The sequence below is a fragment of the Pectobacterium sp. CFBP8739 genome, from assembly GCF_013449375.1.
GTDB lineage: Bacteria > Pseudomonadota > Gammaproteobacteria > Enterobacterales > Enterobacteriaceae > Pectobacterium.
Window position 1 is genome coordinate 199,266 of the sequence record NZ_JACDRR010000006.1, and the last position, 16,452, is coordinate 215,717.

General features: G+C 51.6%; 13 protein-coding genes. 2 read left to right on the plus strand and 11 right to left on the minus strand.

The window, feature by feature from the left end; all coding sequences use genetic code 11:
• Positions 1-39 precede the first annotated feature (39 nt).
• A complete protein-coding gene (locus tag H0247_RS05310; protein WP_180741596.1) occupies positions 40-654 on the minus strand; it encodes a YitT family protein in 615 nt (204 codons plus the stop codon).
• Positions 655-903: 249 nt separating this feature from the next.
• A complete protein-coding gene (locus tag H0247_RS05315; protein ID WP_180741597.1) occupies positions 904-1,383 on the minus strand; it encodes an Lrp/AsnC family transcriptional regulator in 480 nt (159 codons plus the stop codon).
• Positions 1,384-1,747: 364 nt separating this feature from the next.
• Here H0247_RS05315 and H0247_RS05320 point away from each other — a divergent pair, with 364 nt between their 5' ends.
• Positions 1,748-3,130, plus strand: a complete 1,383-nt coding sequence (locus H0247_RS05320; protein WP_180741598.1) for an amino acid permease — start codon at positions 1,748-1,750, stop codon at positions 3,128-3,130.
• 52 nt (positions 3,131-3,182) lie between these two features.
• Here the strand turns inward: H0247_RS05320 and H0247_RS05325 are convergent, their stop codons facing one another.
• The 3 genes from H0247_RS05325 to dnaB are packed head-to-tail and all read right to left on the minus strand — an operon-like array spanning position 3,183 to position 6,344.
• Positions 3,183-3,821 (minus strand): hypothetical protein, encoded by a 639-nt coding sequence (locus tag H0247_RS05325; RefSeq protein ID WP_180741599.1) that lies wholly within the window; start codon positions 3,819-3,821, stop codon positions 3,183-3,185.
• Positions 3,814-4,896 carry an alanine racemase gene (alr, locus tag H0247_RS05330; protein WP_180741600.1) on the minus strand — a complete coding sequence of 361 codons (1,083 nt, stop codon included), beginning with the start codon at positions 4,894-4,896 and terminating at the stop codon, positions 3,814-3,816. The genes H0247_RS05325 and alr overlap by 8 nt, the downstream gene beginning before the upstream one ends.
• A gap of 41 nt (positions 4,897-4,937) precedes the next feature.
• Entirely contained in the window at positions 4,938-6,344 is a 1,407-nt protein-coding gene (gene dnaB / locus H0247_RS05335) for a replicative DNA helicase (RefSeq protein WP_010279223.1), read from the minus strand.
• A gap of 128 nt (positions 6,345-6,472) precedes the next feature.
• Between dnaB and H0247_RS05340 the strand changes: the two genes are divergently transcribed.
• Positions 6,473-7,456, plus strand: a complete 984-nt coding sequence (locus H0247_RS05340) for a quinone oxidoreductase (RefSeq protein ID WP_180741601.1) — start codon at positions 6,473-6,475, stop codon at positions 7,454-7,456.
• A gap of 395 nt (positions 7,457-7,851) precedes the next feature.
• Here H0247_RS05340 and pspG read toward each other — a convergent pair whose 3' ends face one another.
• The 6 genes from pspG to H0247_RS05370 all read right to left on the minus strand — a co-directional run bounded on the left by pspG (position 7,852) and on the right by H0247_RS05370 (position 16,421).
• Entirely contained in the window at positions 7,852-8,124 is a 273-nt protein-coding gene (pspG, locus tag H0247_RS05345) for an envelope stress response protein PspG (RefSeq protein WP_180741602.1), read from the minus strand.
• A 184-nt stretch (positions 8,125-8,308) separates the two neighbouring features.
• Entirely contained in the window at positions 8,309-9,331 is a 1,023-nt protein-coding gene (gene dusA / locus H0247_RS05350; RefSeq protein ID WP_180741603.1) for a tRNA dihydrouridine(20/20a) synthase DusA, read from the minus strand.
• Between the two features lie 183 nt (positions 9,332-9,514).
• A complete protein-coding gene (locus tag H0247_RS05355; RefSeq protein ID WP_180741604.1) occupies positions 9,515-10,444 on the minus strand; it encodes a diguanylate cyclase domain-containing protein in 930 nt (309 codons plus the stop codon).
• Positions 10,445-10,461: 17 nt separating this feature from the next.
• Positions 10,462-15,375 carry a PAS domain S-box protein gene (locus H0247_RS05360; RefSeq protein WP_180741605.1) on the minus strand — a complete coding sequence of 1,638 codons (4,914 nt, stop codon included), beginning with the start codon at positions 15,373-15,375 and terminating at the stop codon, positions 10,462-10,464.
• A gap of 153 nt (positions 15,376-15,528) precedes the next feature.
• The gene (locus H0247_RS05365; RefSeq protein ID WP_180741606.1) at positions 15,529-15,822 is read right to left on the minus strand and encodes a hypothetical protein; all 294 of its coding nucleotides are present in this window, start codon (positions 15,820-15,822) and stop codon (positions 15,529-15,531) included.
• Between the two features lie 35 nt (positions 15,823-15,857).
• Positions 15,858-16,421, minus strand: a complete 564-nt coding sequence (locus H0247_RS05370) for an SMI1/KNR4 family protein (protein ID WP_180741607.1) — start codon at positions 16,419-16,421, stop codon at positions 15,858-15,860.
• Positions 16,422-16,452: the final 31 nt, after the last annotated feature.

Below are 16,452 nucleotides of genomic sequence, written 5' to 3' on the forward strand. Positions count from 1 at the left end.
TTTTATGGGTACCGCAACCCCGACGACGGTGGGGGACAATCAGGCCGCGTAACGGCCGGGGCGATGATTCATCGCGATAATCAGGTTCAGAATGGTTGCCCCCAGAATCGAAGCAATCAACATCGGTATGCTTACCACGAACAGGGAAGTCAGCACAATCACAACGTCAACGCCCATCTGGAGTTTTCCTGCCCGTAGGCCGTATTTGTCCTGAAGATAGAGCGCCAGAATATTCACACCGCCGAGGCTGGCCTTATGACGAAACAGCACCACGAAGCCGATACCGGTGATGATATTGCCGAACAGCGTGGCGTAGAACGGGTTGAGCTGATCGAAATGAACGAACATCGGGTGCAGGTCGGAAAACAGAGAAACCAGCCCGACGGCGCAGAAGGTTTTCACCGTGAATGCCCAGCCCATGCGGCGTAAAGCCAGATAATAAAAAGGCAGGTTCAGCAGGAAAAAGGCGACGCCAAAGGAGACGTTGGTCAGATAGTGGATAAGGAAAGCCATGCCTGCGGTGCCGCCAGTGAGTGCACCTGCCTGACGTAGCAGAATGACGCCAAATGACACCATCAGCGTGCCGATCAGTATCGCCAGAATATCTTCCAGCAGCGTGTGTGAGAGTTTTTGTGTGGGAATAACGTTATCCATGGTGAGCACTCAATAGACTGTCGTAAAAACATGTGCTTACCAAAGCAAGAATCGCACCAGATAGTGAAAATTAGCGGTGGGTCTGTATGTAATATCGTCACTGATAAGAGCAACGTATTGAATTATATGAATGAAAATAATGCGTGATTCATGCGATTTTATTCTTTATTTGGGTGATTCATGCATTTAATTTGATTTTTTTGCGTGAATCATTCCTTTTTTGCACCAAATAGAGGCGATTGCCCTCATTCAGGGCAACGCAGGCAGTTCCGGCATCATTAAACCGTTTTCTTTGAGGCGGTTTAATACCACAGAGGTTTTCAGGTGCGCGACGCTCTTGTTCTGCGACAGAATCTGGCTAATCAGCGTGCTGAGCCCAGGCAGATCCGCCACGGCGACTTTTAACAGATAATCGGCATCGCCCGTAGTTTTATACGCGTCGATAATGGCGTCCACCTCTCCCAGCATTTGGTGAAAGCGCTCAACGTATTCGCTGGTGTGGTTGATCAACCGCACTTCAATTAATCCCAGACACTCCAGTCCGACCGCGTTCGGCGACAGGCGGGCATGATAGCCGAGAATCAACTGCGCCTGTTCCAGCGCGATGCGGCGGCGGGAGCATTGTGAGGCGGAGAGCCCGACCAGCTCGCTGAGTTCCTGATTGGTCAGGCGGCCGTTAGTTTGTAGCAGCGTCAGAATTTTCAGATCGAAATCATCAATGGTGTACATCGCGTTCCCTAAACAGTGTCAGGCAGTGAGCCAAACAGACTACCAGTTTTTTAGGGCGCGTTGCCTATGAGTTTTTTATCGTAGCAAGGCACCTTTTCATCCGTGTGCACCATGATAGGTCATGTTCATGCATCGAAGAGGGATGAATGATTGAATTTCGTGCACGAGTGTCTTTCATACGCACTAAATGTGGGTGTTTTTTGGATTAAATGCGTGATGTGTGAAAATGCTGTCATAAATAAATTATGAAAATTTTCATTGTGTTACTAGCAATAGTGAGTCTGTCTACAGGCTAAGGACGGTTATCTGGCCTGATAGTTGCTAAACCCTCTCGGTTCAAATTTTATTGCTGACGGGGAAAATCATGGATACAGAACATGCAGAAAGACAGTTGAAAAGAGGTCTGAAGAATCGTCATATTCAACTGATAGCACTGGGGGGCGCAGTCGGAACCGGATTATTTTTAGGGATCGCGCAGCCGATCAAAATGGCTGGGCCATCGGTGTTACTGGGTTATGCCATTGCTGGGATCATCGCGTTTTTTATTATGCGTCAACTGGGTGAAATGGTGGTTGAAGAACCTGTTGCAGGCTCATTTAGTCACTTTGCCTATAAGTATTGGAGTAATTTTGCTGGCTTCATGTCCGGCTGGAACTACTGGGTGCTGTATGTTCTGGTGAGTATGGCCGAGTTAACGGCGGTTGGAATTTATATCCAATATTGGTGGCCGGATGTACCAACCTGGGTCTCTGCTGGGATCTTCTTCTTGCTGATCAATGCGATCAACCTGACCAGCGTTAAGGTATATGGTGAAATGGAATTCTGGTTCTCGATCATAAAGGTGGCGGCGATTATGGGGATGATCGCTTTTGGAGGCTATTTGCTGTTCAGCGGTGCAGGTGGCCCAGACGCTAGCGTCGCGAATCTGTGGCAACACGGCGGCTTTTTCCCGAACGGTGTGAGTGGCATGGTGATGGCGATGGCGGTGATCATGTTCTCTTTCGGCGGGCTGGAACTGGTGGGGATCACCGCGGCTGAGGCGGACGATCCGCAAAACAGCATTCCGCGCGCGACGAATCAGGTTATTTACCGCATTCTTCTGTTTTATGTTGGCGCGCTGGCGGTGCTGTTATCACTGTACCCGTGGGGGAAAGTGGTTGAAGGCGGTAGCCCATTCGTCATGATTTTTCATGCTTTGGATAGCGACGTTGTCGCGACCGTGCTGAACCTGGTGGTGCTGTCTGCTGCGTTATCGGTTTATAACAGCTGTGTGTACTGCAATAGTCGCATGTTGTTTGGGTTGGCTAAGCAAGGGAACGCTCCGCGTGCGCTGTTGAAGGTCAATCAGCGCGGTATCCCGCTGGCGGCACTTGGCGTCTCTGCTTTAGCGACGGCAGGATGTGTGCTCATCAACTACCTGATGCCGGGTAAAGCCTTTGAGCTGCTGATGGCGTTGGTGGTATCTGCTCTGGTTATCAACTGGGCGATGATTTGCATTACTCACCTGAAGTTCCGCGCCGCGAAAAAGCAATCACGGCAGGAAACGCGCTTTAAAAGTCTGGGTTACCCCGTGACGAACGTCATTTGCCTGCTGTTTCTGGCGGGGATTCTGGTCATTATGGCGATGACGCCGGGTATTCAGATTTCGGTGCTGCTGATCCCTTTTTGGCTATTGGCGTTAGGCGTGAGCTACGTTGTGAAAAAGAAGAAGAGTAATTCGGCAACATTGACTGCTAATGTGAATTAATCGTGCATGGTGCCCAATATTAACCGGCGTGACGGCCAGTATTGGGCATAACTTATTTTACAATGATCCGTTCATCCTCTTCTCCCAGACAGGCGGTGAGTTGCTGCCCGTCAGGGCTAAAGGCGCAGTAGGGAAGGGGTTCACGTAGGTAGAGATGCAGCGGGATCGCGAGATAAAGCGCGATCAGTAGCAATGCAGCGACCGCTTTCGCATAGGTTGGATGCGTGGCAACCGAGTTGCGCCGCGCGTGTCGATATTTCACGATGCCGATAGCGGCCATGCCTGCGCCCACCAGCATGGAAACATACAGTTCGCCGGGCGTGGGTGAAAGTATCAGATTGTCGTTTTCATACTCCTGCCAATATTGAACCCGCCACAGGGCGCTGATGCCGATTTGCACCAGTCCTGCAAGCACCCAGGCAACACGCCATCCCGAGAGCCGAAAGAGCGCCAGAAAGCAGAATCCCGATGCCGCGCAAGACCAGTAAATCAGATCGAACATCGCGCTAAACATGCCGCCAAACAGCGTGCCACCGACATCCGTCGGTTTCAGGGTTGAGAAATTAATGAAGGCAAACAGCGCCAGAATCGCGGATACGGCAAGCCAGCTTGCCGCATAGTAGATAACCTCTCTGAAAGCCGGCAGGCTGTGAGCCTGCCGATAAAAATCAGTCAGTCCGTTTTTACTCACCGTCGACGTATTCCAATACGGTGCGCTGTGTTAAGCGCGTGATCAGTTCGTAGGCGCTGGCACCGGTATGCGCGGCAATGCGTTCAACCGGTAGCGTCGGCCCCCAAAGGATGACCTCATCGCCGACCTTATCCTGCGCATCGGGCCCTAAATCCACCGTGATCATATCCATCGACACGCGACCGGAAAGCGGCACTTCACGGCCGTTGATGAGTACGGGCGTGCCGGCTGGCGCACAGCGCGGGTAGCCATCGCCGTAGCCGACGGCGACCACACCCAGGCGGGTATTGCGTGGGCTGGTCCAGGTGCCGCCGTAACCGACCGCTTCACCCGCGTGGTGTTCACGCACGGCGATCAGGTGAGAGGTAAAGGTCATCGCAGGCTGGAAGCCGAAATGCGCGGCGTCTTCGTTATCCAGTGGCGACACGCCATAGAGAATAATGCCGGGGCGGACGCGATCGCGATGCGACTGCGGCCACAGCAGAATGCCGCCGGAAGCCGCGATGGACTGCGCGCCGGGCTTATCCTGTGTAAAGGCATCGAAGCACGCTAACTGGCGTTCGGTGGTGCTGGCTTCGGGCTCATCGGCGCGGGAAAAGTGGCTCATGATATTGACCGGCTGAACCACATTGCGACATGCGGTCAGGCGCTGCCAAAACGCGTCGGCGTGTTCCGGCAGAACGCCAAGCCGGTGCATGCCGGTATCGAGCTTCATCCACACGCGTAGCGGTTGCGACAGCGTGGCCTGTTCTAGTGCGACGAGCTGTTCAGGGCTGTGAACGGCGGTTTCTAGCTGGTGCTCTACCAGCAGCGGGAGATCGTCGGCGGAGAAAAAACCTTCCAGCAGGACGATGGGCTTGGTGATGCCCGCGGCGCGTAGCGTCAGCGCTTCGGAGAGCCGTGCGACGCCGTAACAGTCCGCGTCACAAAAGGTATGGGCCGCTTCGATCATACCGTGGCCGTAAGCGTTGGCTTTCACGATAGCAACGACCTGGCTGCCAGGCGCGAGCTGGCGGATACGTTGCAGGTTGTGGCGCAGAGCACGCCGGTTAATGACGGCTGTTGCCGTTTTCATTCTTGTTCCTTAGTGCAGTGTTGTCATTGCTGAGCGCTGCGTTATTCATCGTCATATTGTGGGCCGGCATAGTTATCAAAGCGCGACCACTGCCCGTTAAAGGTCAAACGCACGGAACCAATTGGACCGTTACGCTGTTTCCCCAAAATGATTTCAGCGATGCCTTTCAGATCGCTGTTTTCGTGATAAACCTCATCACGATAGATAAACATAATCAGGTCGGCATCCTGCTCAATAGAGCCAGACTCACGCAGATCCGAGTTAACTGGGCGCTTATCGGCGCGCTGTTCCAGACTACGGTTAAGCTGCGACAAGGCGACAACCGGAACCTGCAATTCTTTTGCCAGCGCTTTGAGCGAGCGGGAGATTTCCGCAATTTCCAGCGTACGGTTGTCGGACAGCGACGGCACGCGCATCAATTGCAGGTAGTCGATCATGATCAGGCTCAGGCCGTCATGTTCGCGGAATACGCGGCGGGCGCGGGAACGCACTTCGGTTGGCGTCAGGCCGGAGGAATCATCGATGTACATGTTGCGTTTTTCCAGCAGGATCCCCATGGTGCTGGAAATACGCGCCCAGTCTTCATCGTCCAACTGGCCGGTACGAATGCGGGTCTGATCCACGCGGGACAAGGAAGCCAACATACGCATCATGATCTGCTCGCCGGGCATCTCCAGACTGAAGATCAGCACGGGTTTGTCCTGCATCATCGCCGCGTTTTCACACAGGTTCATTGCGAAGGTGGTTTTCCCCATCGAGGGACGCGCCGCGACGATGATCAGGTCAGATTTTTGCAAGCCTGCGGTCTTTTTATCCAGATCCTGATAGCCGGTAGAGACGCCGGTTACGCCGTCGTGCGGGCGCTGATACAACTGCTCGATACGGGAAACGGTATCTTCCAGAATACGGTCAATACTTTTCGGGCCTTCATCTTTGCTGGCGCGGTTTTCGGCGATCTGGAAGACGCGGGATTCCGCCAGATCGAGCAGATCCTCACTGCTGCGGCCCTGCGGATCGTAGCCCGCATCGGCGATCTCATTGGCGACGGAGATCATTTCACGCACCACGGCGCGCTCGCGCACGATGTCGGCATAAGCCCCGATGTTCGCGGCGCTAGGGGTGTTTTTTGCCAATTCGGCCAGATAGGCAAAGCCACCGGCGGATTCCAGCGAACCTTGCAGCTCAAGCGATTCGGACAGCGTAATCAGGTCGATCGGTTTGCTCATTTCGAGCAGGCGCTGCATCTCGGTGAAGATCAGGCGGTGGGCGCGGTTATAGAAGTCGTTCGCGACAACACGCTCGGCGACATTATCCCAGCGCTCATTGTCGAGCATCAGGCCACCCAATACCGATTGCTCCGCTTCCAGCGAATGTGGCGGAAGTTTCAGACCTTCCATCTGGCGGTCACGGGGTTCATTCGATTTATTGGTGGGTCTTTTCTCTGCCATGAAACGAGTTCTTTACCGGTTGATTTGCCATTGGATTAGGGGGCATTGTATATGCCACACGTCCGAAATAACACAATCGGATACCTATAATGGTGAAACGATGAACCAGTCACGATTAAGGAGATAACATGGCAAAACGCGTTCAGTTCCGGGCTTATGGTGGCCCGGAGGTTCTGCAATATGTGGATTTCACGCTTGCCGAACCCGCAGCGGGAGAGGTTCAGGTGGAGAACCGCGCCATCGGTATTAATTTTATCGATACCTATATTCGCAGCGGTTTGTATCCGGTGCCGGATTTACCGTCTGGGCTGGGAACCGAAGCGGCGGGCGTCGTGACGAAAGTCGGGGCAGGGGTGAACGTGCTGAAAGTCGGCGATCGCGTCGTGTATGCGCAGTCCGGGCTGGGGGCGTATAGCGAGGTACATAACGTGGTGGCGGAGAAGGTTGCGCTGCTGCCGGACGCTATCAGCTTTGAGCAGGCGGCGGCCTCTTTCCTGAAAGGGCTGACGGTTTACTACCTGCTGCGTCAGACGTATGAGATCAAATCGAATGAAGTCTTCCTGTTCCATGCGGCGGCGGGCGGCGTTGGGCTGATCGCCTGCCAGTGGGCGAAAGCGCTGGGGGCGAAGTTGATTGGAACAGTGGGCTCCGATGAGAAAGCGGAGCGGGCAAAGCAGGCGGGTGCTTGGGCGACCATCAATTACCGTACCGAGAATATTGCGCAGCGTGTTGCGGAGTTGACCGATGGGCAGAAGGTCAACGTCGTGTATGACTCGGTCGGGAAAGATACCTGGGAAGCCTCGCTCGATAGCCTGCGTCGCCGTGGATTGATGGTCAGCTTCGGCAATGCATCTGGGCCGGTTACTGGCGTCAATCTGGGGATTCTGAACCAGAAAGGCTCGCTGTACGTCACGCGTCCGTCGCTGTTTGGTTACGTCACCAACCGTGCCGAACTGGAACAGGCCAGCAATGAACTCTTTTCACTGATCGCCAGCGGAGCGATTACGGTGGAGGTGCCACAGAGCCAGAAATTTGTACTGTCGGAGGCGCAAGCGGCGCATCGGGCGCTGGAAAGTCGTGGCACACAAGGGTCATGCCTGCTGATTCCCTAATGTCCGCTTCTGAAAAGCAGAAGGCCTCCCATCGGGAGGCCTGTGCCATTACGCTAATTTCATCAAACTGTATGTAGGGTACAGCGTAGTGATCGTCACGAAGGTGCCGCTGTGCGGCTATTATTTCCCTGACGACGATGAAATCGTGTGGCTTTTTGCCACCCTATTTTATTTACCCAGCTTAATTTCACCTTTTAAATGACACTCAGGCGTAAAACTGTGGCGTCATCCTAGCAGCCACATCAGGGAAAAAATATCTGCTGGCGCACACTTTTGTATTAAACAGGCCGTATTAAAACAGACCGTACTAAAATAAGTCGCTGGTAAATACGGCCTTTTCCGTCATTTTTGCGCGTAACTCATTGTCGCGTAACCCAGATTTTCCCTTTCTGGCATTACCACTCATTCCCGTTGCGTTGGCGATAAGTGTATTTTCGATAGGTATAGCGGTGCGAATTGTAGACGGGGCGCCCGCTAAATTTGCGCCACAGCCACACCGCCACAACGGCTAAAATTAACCACGGCAACACCTTTATCGCCACACTAAACAGCCCGCCAATCAGCATAAAAATGGACGCCACAAACAGCGCGGCAATCACGCCCAGCAGTGACACGCCCGTCAACATCAGCATGATAAAAAAGCCAATAACGAAGAAAATTTCCAACATGGTGCGCTCCTGTAGCTGTTAAACCGCATCTGACGCAGGGAAGAGAAAAAGATAGCTCTGCGTGCTACACAAGCAATTACAAGAATTGTGCCAAGATGCGCCGCTGTTAAGTGATTGATTTATCAGCGGCGCTGGGAAGAGAAAAGAAAGAATATTGATGAAAAAGACTAACTATTAGTGTTTTTTAAACCAGATTAACCAGTGCCAGCGCACGTTCTACCACCGCCGCATCGGCACCGGGTTTGTGGGCGTTTTCACTCAGGTAGCGTCGCCACTGGCGCGCGCCGGGGATGCCCTGAAACATGCCGAGCATGTGGCGCGTGATGTGGCCTAATGCTGCGCCGCCGGAGAGTTCGCGTTCGATATAAGGGTACATGGCACGTACCACGCCAGCCAGATCCGGCGTGGCGGCATCAATGCCAAACAGTTCGCGGTCAACCTGCGCCAGAATACCGGGATTCTGGTAGGCCTCACGCCCCATCATCACCCCGTCCAGATGCTGCAAATGCGTTTTGGCTTCTTCCAGTGTTTTGACGCCGCCGTTGATGGCAAGGGTGAGTGCGGGGAAATCGCGCTTGAGCTGATAAACGCGCGGATAATCCAGCGGCGGAATTTCACGATTCTCTTTCGGGCTAAGGCCTGATAACCAGGCTTTGCGTGCGTGGACAATAAAGGTATCGCACTCGCCGCGTTCGGCGACGGTTTGAATAAAGTCGCACAGGAATGCATAGCTGTCTTGATCGTCAATGCCGATGCGGGTTTTCACCGTAATCGGGATCGAGGTACTGTCTTTCATCGCTTTGATGCAGTCTGCCACCAGCGCCGCTTCGCCCATCAGGCAGGCACCGAAACGGCCATTCTGTACGCGATCGGACGGACAGCCGACGTTCAGGTTAACTTCATTATAGCCACGCTGTTCTGCCAGTTTGGCACATTGCGCCAGCGCTTGTGGATCGCTCCCACCGAGTTGTAGTGCCAGCGGATGTTCTTCCTCGCTGTAGGCCAGATAGTCGCCTTTGCCATGCAGAATCGCGCCCGTCGTGACCATTTCGGTATACATCAATGTCTGGCTAGTCAACTGGCGCAGAAAGTAACGACAATGGCGGTCGGTCCAGTCGAGCATCGGCGCGATGGAGAAGCGGTTAAGGCGAGAAGCGCGGGAGTCGGCTGATACCGTATGGTGTGTACCTGATTTTACGTCGGTCATGATTTGTCAGTTATCGTTTCGTGTGTCTGGCGGTGTTGTCTGAGGCTATCTTTGCGGGCGCGACTATAACACAGGGCGCGCATCGCGGTAATCGTTTGCAAGGTTATCTGATGGGATGACTCAACAGTTGCTTACGGGCAGTCACGTGGTTCACCGTACTGCCCAAATACCGTTTACCCGTTATCAAATAACACAAAAGCCATCACGCCCGTTGGCTTTCTGGCGATAAAGGGCCTGGTCTGCCAGCGCGATCAATTCGTTACTGTCCATGTCGGGCTCGGGTATACGAGTGACGAGCCCCATGCTAACGGTGACTATCTGTCCAATCGGGGAGGCTTTATGTTCAAGTGACAGTTCATGTACTGCATTTTTAATACGCTCGGCAATCGCCATCGCGCCGATAGCATCTGTCCAAGGTAGGATACAGGCAAACTCTTCACCACCAATTCGAGCAATAAGATCTTGTGGCCGCTGTAAGGCTCGACGAAACTCGTTGGCCAGTGAACGTAAACAATCATCGCCACTTTGGTGACCATAAGTATCGTTGTAGCGTTTGAAATAATCGACATCCAAGATGATTAACGACATCGGTTTTTTGTCCCTCTGGCATTGGAACCAAAGATGGCCAAGTGTTTCATCAAATTTGCGACGGTTGGCGACCCCTGTCAAACCATCCAACATCGCAATAGAACGTAGCAAATCGCTTTGACGTTTCAGTGCCATATGGGTAGTCACCCTCGCCTTGACGATAACGGGGTTGACAGGTTTGGTGATGAAATCGACAGCACCTATTTCAAAACCGCGCACTTCGTCATATTCACTACGCTGAGCGGTGACAAAGATAACCGGAATCCCTGCTGTCATTGGATCAGATTTAAGACGTCGGCACACTTCATAGCCGTCAATACCTGGCATCACCACATCAAGCAGAATCAAATCTGGCTGATTTGACTTCACTTGATTGATCGCATCTTCCCCATTAGTCGCCATGAAAATGTCATATTGCTGTTGAAATGTCTCATAGATGAGCCAAATGTTAGTGGGTTGGTCGTCCACAACAAGCAATCGACCACGAGGCAGATTATTAGAAATTAACTGAGCAATATATGGCATACGTGTTCCCCATCATGTCATTGGCTAAGTAAGCAACGCGTTGTTGCCAATGCTGATTCAAAGTCTAGCGCATCAATCTGCTGACGAAGAGCATCATATAATGGGCCTTTGGCCTCAGCATGGTCACGGATATTCGATAACATACTCAGCACCTTGAGATTACGTTGCTCAAGCAGTACCGAGATCTCCATCAATAACTCGTGTATTGGTACCGCCATGTCTTGTACTACGTCGTTACCTACATCCCGTGAGTCGCTCCACTCATTCAACGTAGAGGATAACGCATCATATTGGGAATTCAGTAATAACTGGAGTGCATTGAGATGGCTTTCATCAACCAGTGTATGAAGATCGGAAGGATTAACAGGCTTGTCCTTGAACAATGCTTCCAAAGACGCAGCCTGAGCAGCCAGAGCTTCGGCACCAAGGGTTGCGGATAGCCCCTTGAGACTGTGAAGGGCGATATGGCAGCCTGAGACATTGTTGTTATGCAAGCTCTGACGTAAGTGATTCAGCAGTTCTGCTCCCTCTGATTTGAATCGTGCTAGGCTGCGTTTATACAACCCTACCTTACCGCCAAATCTTTTTAATACTAACTCGATGCTTTTACCTGAAATATTCTCGATGCTTGAACTGCTGTCGATACCTAAACTATTGTCAACACCTGAACTGCCATCGTTCGGGAGCCCCTCTCGCTGGTGACAGGTTGTATTAAGTAGTACAGAGATTAATTGTTCGAAGACGAAGGGCTTACCTACGTGGTCGTTCATTCCTGCCTGCTGACATTGCTGGCGATCGCTGGCACTGGCGTTAGCGGTCATGGCTATAATGGGTAAGCTATTAAATCTCCCGTCGGCGCGAATCAACCTAGTGGCCTCTAGGCCATCCATAATCGGCATTTGCATGTCCATGAGTACGGCATCAAAATCTTGACGCGCTGCCCGTATGATATCCACGCCAGCTCGACCATCATGAGCGAGTACCACGGTTGCACCTTCTGCGGTTAAGAGCGCTTCGACGACTTCTCTATTCAACGCATTATCTTCCACAACCAACAAGGTCATGCCTTGCAGTCGCTGCGATAGGGGGACGATAACGGACTGCGGTTTTCGATCATCCTCATTCAGGCTTGCAGAAACCACTGCCGCCAACTGGGCTGGCGTAACCGGTTTAAGCAAGAAAGAATCGAAAGGAGTATGGCCCTTATTTTGCTCATCAAGGAATACCTGATGCCCAAAGGCACTCAGCATGACCACGGTAGGCGCCTTATCAGCATAGCTATTACGGATCTGTCGAGCCACACTGATGCCATCTATGTCAGGCATTTGCCAGTCTAATAACACGACGTTGAAGGCATCTTCAGGTTCCTGCTTGAAAGCTGTAGCGAGCAGAGCCAGTGCATCACTCCCACTGGCCGCTGCCTGCATTCTCCAGCCAAGGTCAGTCCCTAGCGCAACAATAAGCTCGCGCACGAGGGCGCTGTCATCAACGATCATGACTCTTGGGTGGTTTTTATCTGGCCAAATTACGAGCGGTTTTTTGTCTGAGACGGGGAATTGAATGTCAAACCAGAAGCAACTCCCCTGACCAGGCGTGCTATCCATACACAGTTCACTCCCCATAAGAGACAGGAGCCGTTTGCAGATCACTAAGCCGAGGCCTGTGCCACCAAATCTTCGTGTAGTGGAGGCTTCTGCTTGGGTAAAGCTGTCAAAAATGTATGCTTGCTGCTCTTTGCTGATACCGATCCCTGTATCTTCGACACGAAAGCGAATTTTGATGTTATCGCTGTCGCGCATCAGTTCCGCAACCTGGACGAGTACATGCCCCTTCTCAGTAAATTTAATGGCGTTACCTGCCAAGTTGATCAAGACCTGCTGCATCCGCATAGCATCACCGACGATTTCGCTAGGGATACGGGCATCGATGTTATACAGCAACTCTACGGGCTTGCTTCCCACGTTGCCTGACAGCACTACGGCTAAATCACGCATTAAGTCTTCGAGACGGAAAGGATGGGGGTCGAGATTCAGTTTTCCCGCATCAATCTTAGAAAAGTCGAGAATATCGTTCAACACACCCAATAAAGATTTAGCAGCAGAAAACGCTTTCCCTACATAATCACTTTGACGAGGGTTGAGATGCGTCTGCTGGACTAACTGCAACATGCCTAATACCGCATTCATGGGCGTGCGTATTTCATGACTCATATTCGCTAAGAATTGGCCCTTAGCATTTGCCGCTTGCTCGGCAGCATGCTTTGCAGCCATTAAATTACGTTCGAACTCCTTTTGTCTCCCGATGTCTTGAGCCACCATGAGATAGCCTTCTATATGACGGCGTTCATCTCTGATCGACGTCACAACGAGAGACACTTGCACGACGGCACCGTCGCGACGATACCAATTCCAGTCACTACGTTCAGCCGTTTCGATCTTAGAACGGTAAGTTAACGCATCGAATCCCGTGATGCTGGTTTTGTGTAATGTGCTAAGTTTCTCAGCACGTTCGTTAACTTGCTCATGGCTAAAGAGTTTTAGTGGCGATTGTCCTAGCATTTCATCAGCTGGGTAGTGCAAAATTCGCTCTGCCCCCGCGTTAAAAATGGTGATATTGCCCTGTGTATCTGTTGCTATAATGGCGAACTCAGACGCTGCTTTGAGCACATTGCTAAGCAACAAATTAACGCGATGACGTTCTGATTCTGCCGCTTTACGGTCACTGATATCGGTACGCAGTGCAACCAACCGTTCGATATTGCCAATACTGTCATGAAAAGGCGCAATGACGGTATCAAACCAATGTAACCGTTCATCTTTACCACGGTTGCACACTTCACCATGCCAGGCGTTTCCCGCTAAAACTTGCTGCCACATCTGTCGCCAAAAAGCGGGGTCGTGTTCTCCAGAATGAAGCAAGCGATGGTCTTGCCCTATTAGTTCATCACGACGATATCCCGTTTGCTCGCAGAAACGTTCGTTGACATCGATAATGCGGCCATTGATGTCAGTAGCTGAGTAAAGCATTTGGGTGTTAATGGTGCTGAGTAACGCCTCGTTTTCCCGAATTGCATCAGCCAACGCCAGACGGTTTTCCACCAATTCAGTGACATCATGGATGACGGAGTAAAACCCTTTTACTTCCCCTTTCTCCCTATCTGGCAAGTAATAAACCAAGGCATGAATATCACCACTGCCATCAGGCTTGGGCATGATTTGCTCAAGCCTTTGCGGCATACCCGCTAATACGAGTTCAACAGCTTGATGCTCCTGAGCAAATTGCTGAGATCCCAGTAACTCAGGAAGGGTTTTACCTGGCATTTCCCTTGCTTCTAGCCCAAACCAATCGTAGTAAGCCTGGTTTGCCACTTTATTGATCAGGTTCCTATCCCAGTAACCAATCATTAACGGTACCGCATCGAGCACCGTGCGAAGAATATTACGCGCGCTGTCTAGCTCTGACGTTCGCTCAACGACCTGTTGTTCAAGAGAAAGGTTGAATTCCTTTAACTGGCGCTCCGCCGTTTTATGATAACTGATGTCGTGAATGATCTTCGCGACCCCAATGACATGTCCATATTCATTTTTAATGGCATTCGCGGTGACAGAAACCTCGACAGAATCGTTATTTTTCTTGCGGTACGTCGCTTCGTTAATACGAACGGTATTACCCTTCATCACTTCAGGAAATATCAGCCGGTCTCTCTCAAGCATCTCATCTGGAATAATTAAAATGGATAATGGCTGGCCAAGTGCTTCTTTCTCTTCAAAGCCGAACAACTCGAAAGCGGCTTTATTCCAGTGAATCACATTGCCATCAACGCCTTGACCAATGATCGCATCCGACGTGTTATCTACGATGTTTGCCGTACGCGCACGCTCTAGATCAATGGCACGTCTGCCTTGTAAGTTTGCCGCTAGCGTCATGGCAAGCAGTCCCATGACGATGCTGGCTATCACGCCCACACCCAAAATCATTTCGGGTTTTACTTGGTGCAGCCCTGCAACAAATCCAGATGAAGCGGCAACATCAAATTCCCATGTTCGGCCAAAGACGTGTTGCTGGTTTTTTTGCTGATATAGCCATTCACTTTTTTGAGACGATGAAGAGTTATAAAATGACACTGGCTGGGTGGGATCGGTGACATCTTTGATAGCGAGTAATAAACTTTCATCCTTGATTGGCAAGTCAGACAGCACTTCACTCATGAGCAGCGGAGCGTAACTCCAGCCAATGGCTTGTTGGCGTTTCTCTGCTAACGTTTCAGGAATCGTCGCGTGTTGATAGATAGCCAGAAGGATGAGAAACGATTGGGTCGGCGCGCCGGTCGCTTGCACAAGGGTGATGGGCGCAGTCAGTTGCACCTTGCCAGTGTCGATAGCGGCGAGGGCTGCATTGCGTCTATTGGCTTCTGATGCGATATCTAGCCCTATAGCCTGAATATTGCGTTCAACGGGTTCGATATATTGGATAGCAAAGCGTTCGCCATCATGTGGCGCAAATTGCCTTATGGCATAGGCTGGCCAACCATCTTGGCGAGCGCTCGCCACAAAGTCAGCCTCATTAGCCTGCTCAACACGACGAATAAAGCCAAATCCGCGAGCCCCTGGGAACTCAGTATCGATGTCCCGAGTTTCACTGTAGATCTGAAAGGACTTGCGTGTAATGCGATCCGCACCGCTCGTCAGGATGGCCCCTCTGGCTCCCCGTAACCCATATTGATAAAGGGTTATACGTTCGAGCACATCATGCTCTAGGCGTTGGGCATACTCTTTGACGGCATTCTCAGCGCTAGTGTGATTAGCATGGTACTGCCCCCACGCCAGAAGTAGCGTCAATCCGAGGCAAGCAAAAAAGGTGATGACAAACCACTTACCGGATAACCAACTGCGGGCTATCGTATGGTGTTTTTGAGAGATATTTGTCCACAAAGCCAACGCCCTCCAAGCCAACCCTGCACGCAATCAACCTGCTCTACTAGTATATACCAATCCCTTTATAATCTTATTCCTGACTAAAAAAGAGAGAGTGTGCACATTTGTAGTGAGAAACGGTCGTTGAAGACGTTGAACCTTCAGGGAAAATCAATGCAGCTCGACTTCCCAGTCTTCATAAGGCGGCTCGACGGTAAAACTAGAGTCGCAGTATTGCTGTAAATAGTCTGTGGCGCGTTTTTCGGCATATTTGGCGTTCAGTACGTTGCCGTCCTCATCCAGCTCTAGCACATTGGCGTAGATAGCGAAGACCTGTTCAAACGCGCTGGGCTCTTCACCGTACAGTGAAAGGTAATCAATGCCTTCCAGCGTATTTTGGGTGCCGCTAGCCATGAAATAGGCAAACGTTCTTAATGCACGGCTAAAGCTGTGGCTTAATTTCATGGTAAATCGCTCCCGTTATTGACTGCTTTACGCATTTACAGCTCATCAATCGGTGTCAGCCCACCGTACTCATCGGAGTAAACGTATTTTCCGGCAATCACGTCGGAGACATAGCTCTGAAACCAGTGTGCGAATGAGGAAGACAGTTTCTCTCTCTCGTCCATGTCGTGCCACATGGTAATAATCTGGCCATGCTGGCCACCGGGGGCCGGATCGAGATCGAGGCAATAGTGATCGCCGCCGCCGTTGTGGGTGAAGGGAATCCATTTTGTATTCCACCAGTCGGCCTTGATTCCGTCTTCCGGGCTGGACTGGATGCCCTCAAATTGCCCATCGCTAAGCAGCGACTGCCAGATTTCCCATTGTTCACGTACCGCGTGCGTGGATAAGAATTCTGCGTTCTCGAAAAGGCCGCCGGAATAGGTATCTTGCCCGTTATGAATACGCAGACAGGCTTTATAGTCCTCAGGCAGAGAGATGCCAAGCGCGTGTTCAAGCGCGCCGATCTCTTGTTCCGTGGCGGGGGGATTAAGCCCGTTGCGCCCTTCAGGCCAGTGTGCTTCCAGCCATGTTTCAAAAACAGTCCAGTGTTCGTACATGTTGCTTCCTTCTCAACGGGATTGATGAATA

Excerpts from the sequence above, each read along its gene's own strand:
- H0247_RS05355 (WP_180741604.1), bottom strand. The coding sequence starts at position 10,444 with ATGCCATATATTGCTCAGTTAATTTCTAATAATCTGCCTCGTGGTCGA.
- alr (WP_180741600.1), bottom strand. The coding sequence starts at position 4,896 with ATGAAAACGGCAACAGCCGTCATTAACCGGCGTGCTCTGCGCCACAAC.
- H0247_RS05365 (WP_180741606.1), bottom strand. The coding sequence starts at position 15,822 with ATGAAATTAAGCCACAGCTTTAGCCGTGCATTAAGAACGTTTGCCTAT.
- H0247_RS05320 (WP_180741598.1), top strand. The coding sequence starts at position 1,748 with ATGGATACAGAACATGCAGAAAGACAGTTGAAAAGAGGTCTGAAGAAT.
- H0247_RS05315 (WP_180741597.1), bottom strand. The coding sequence starts at position 1,383 with ATGTACACCATTGATGATTTCGATCTGAAAATTCTGACGCTGCTACAA.
- H0247_RS05310 (WP_180741596.1), bottom strand. The coding sequence starts at position 654 with ATGGATAACGTTATTCCCACACAAAAACTCTCACACACGCTGCTGGAA.
- H0247_RS05370 (WP_180741607.1), bottom strand. The coding sequence starts at position 16,421 with ATGTACGAACACTGGACTGTTTTTGAAACATGGCTGGAAGCACACTGG.
- dusA (WP_180741603.1), bottom strand. The coding sequence starts at position 9,331 with ATGACCGACGTAAAATCAGGTACACACCATACGGTATCAGCCGACTCC.
- pspG (WP_180741602.1), bottom strand. The coding sequence starts at position 8,124 with ATGTTGGAAATTTTCTTCGTTATTGGCTTTTTTATCATGCTGATGTTG.
- H0247_RS05340 (WP_180741601.1), top strand. The coding sequence starts at position 6,473 with ATGGCAAAACGCGTTCAGTTCCGGGCTTATGGTGGCCCGGAGGTTCTG.
- dnaB (WP_010279223.1), bottom strand. The coding sequence starts at position 6,344 with ATGGCAGAGAAAAGACCCACCAATAAATCGAATGAACCCCGTGACCGC.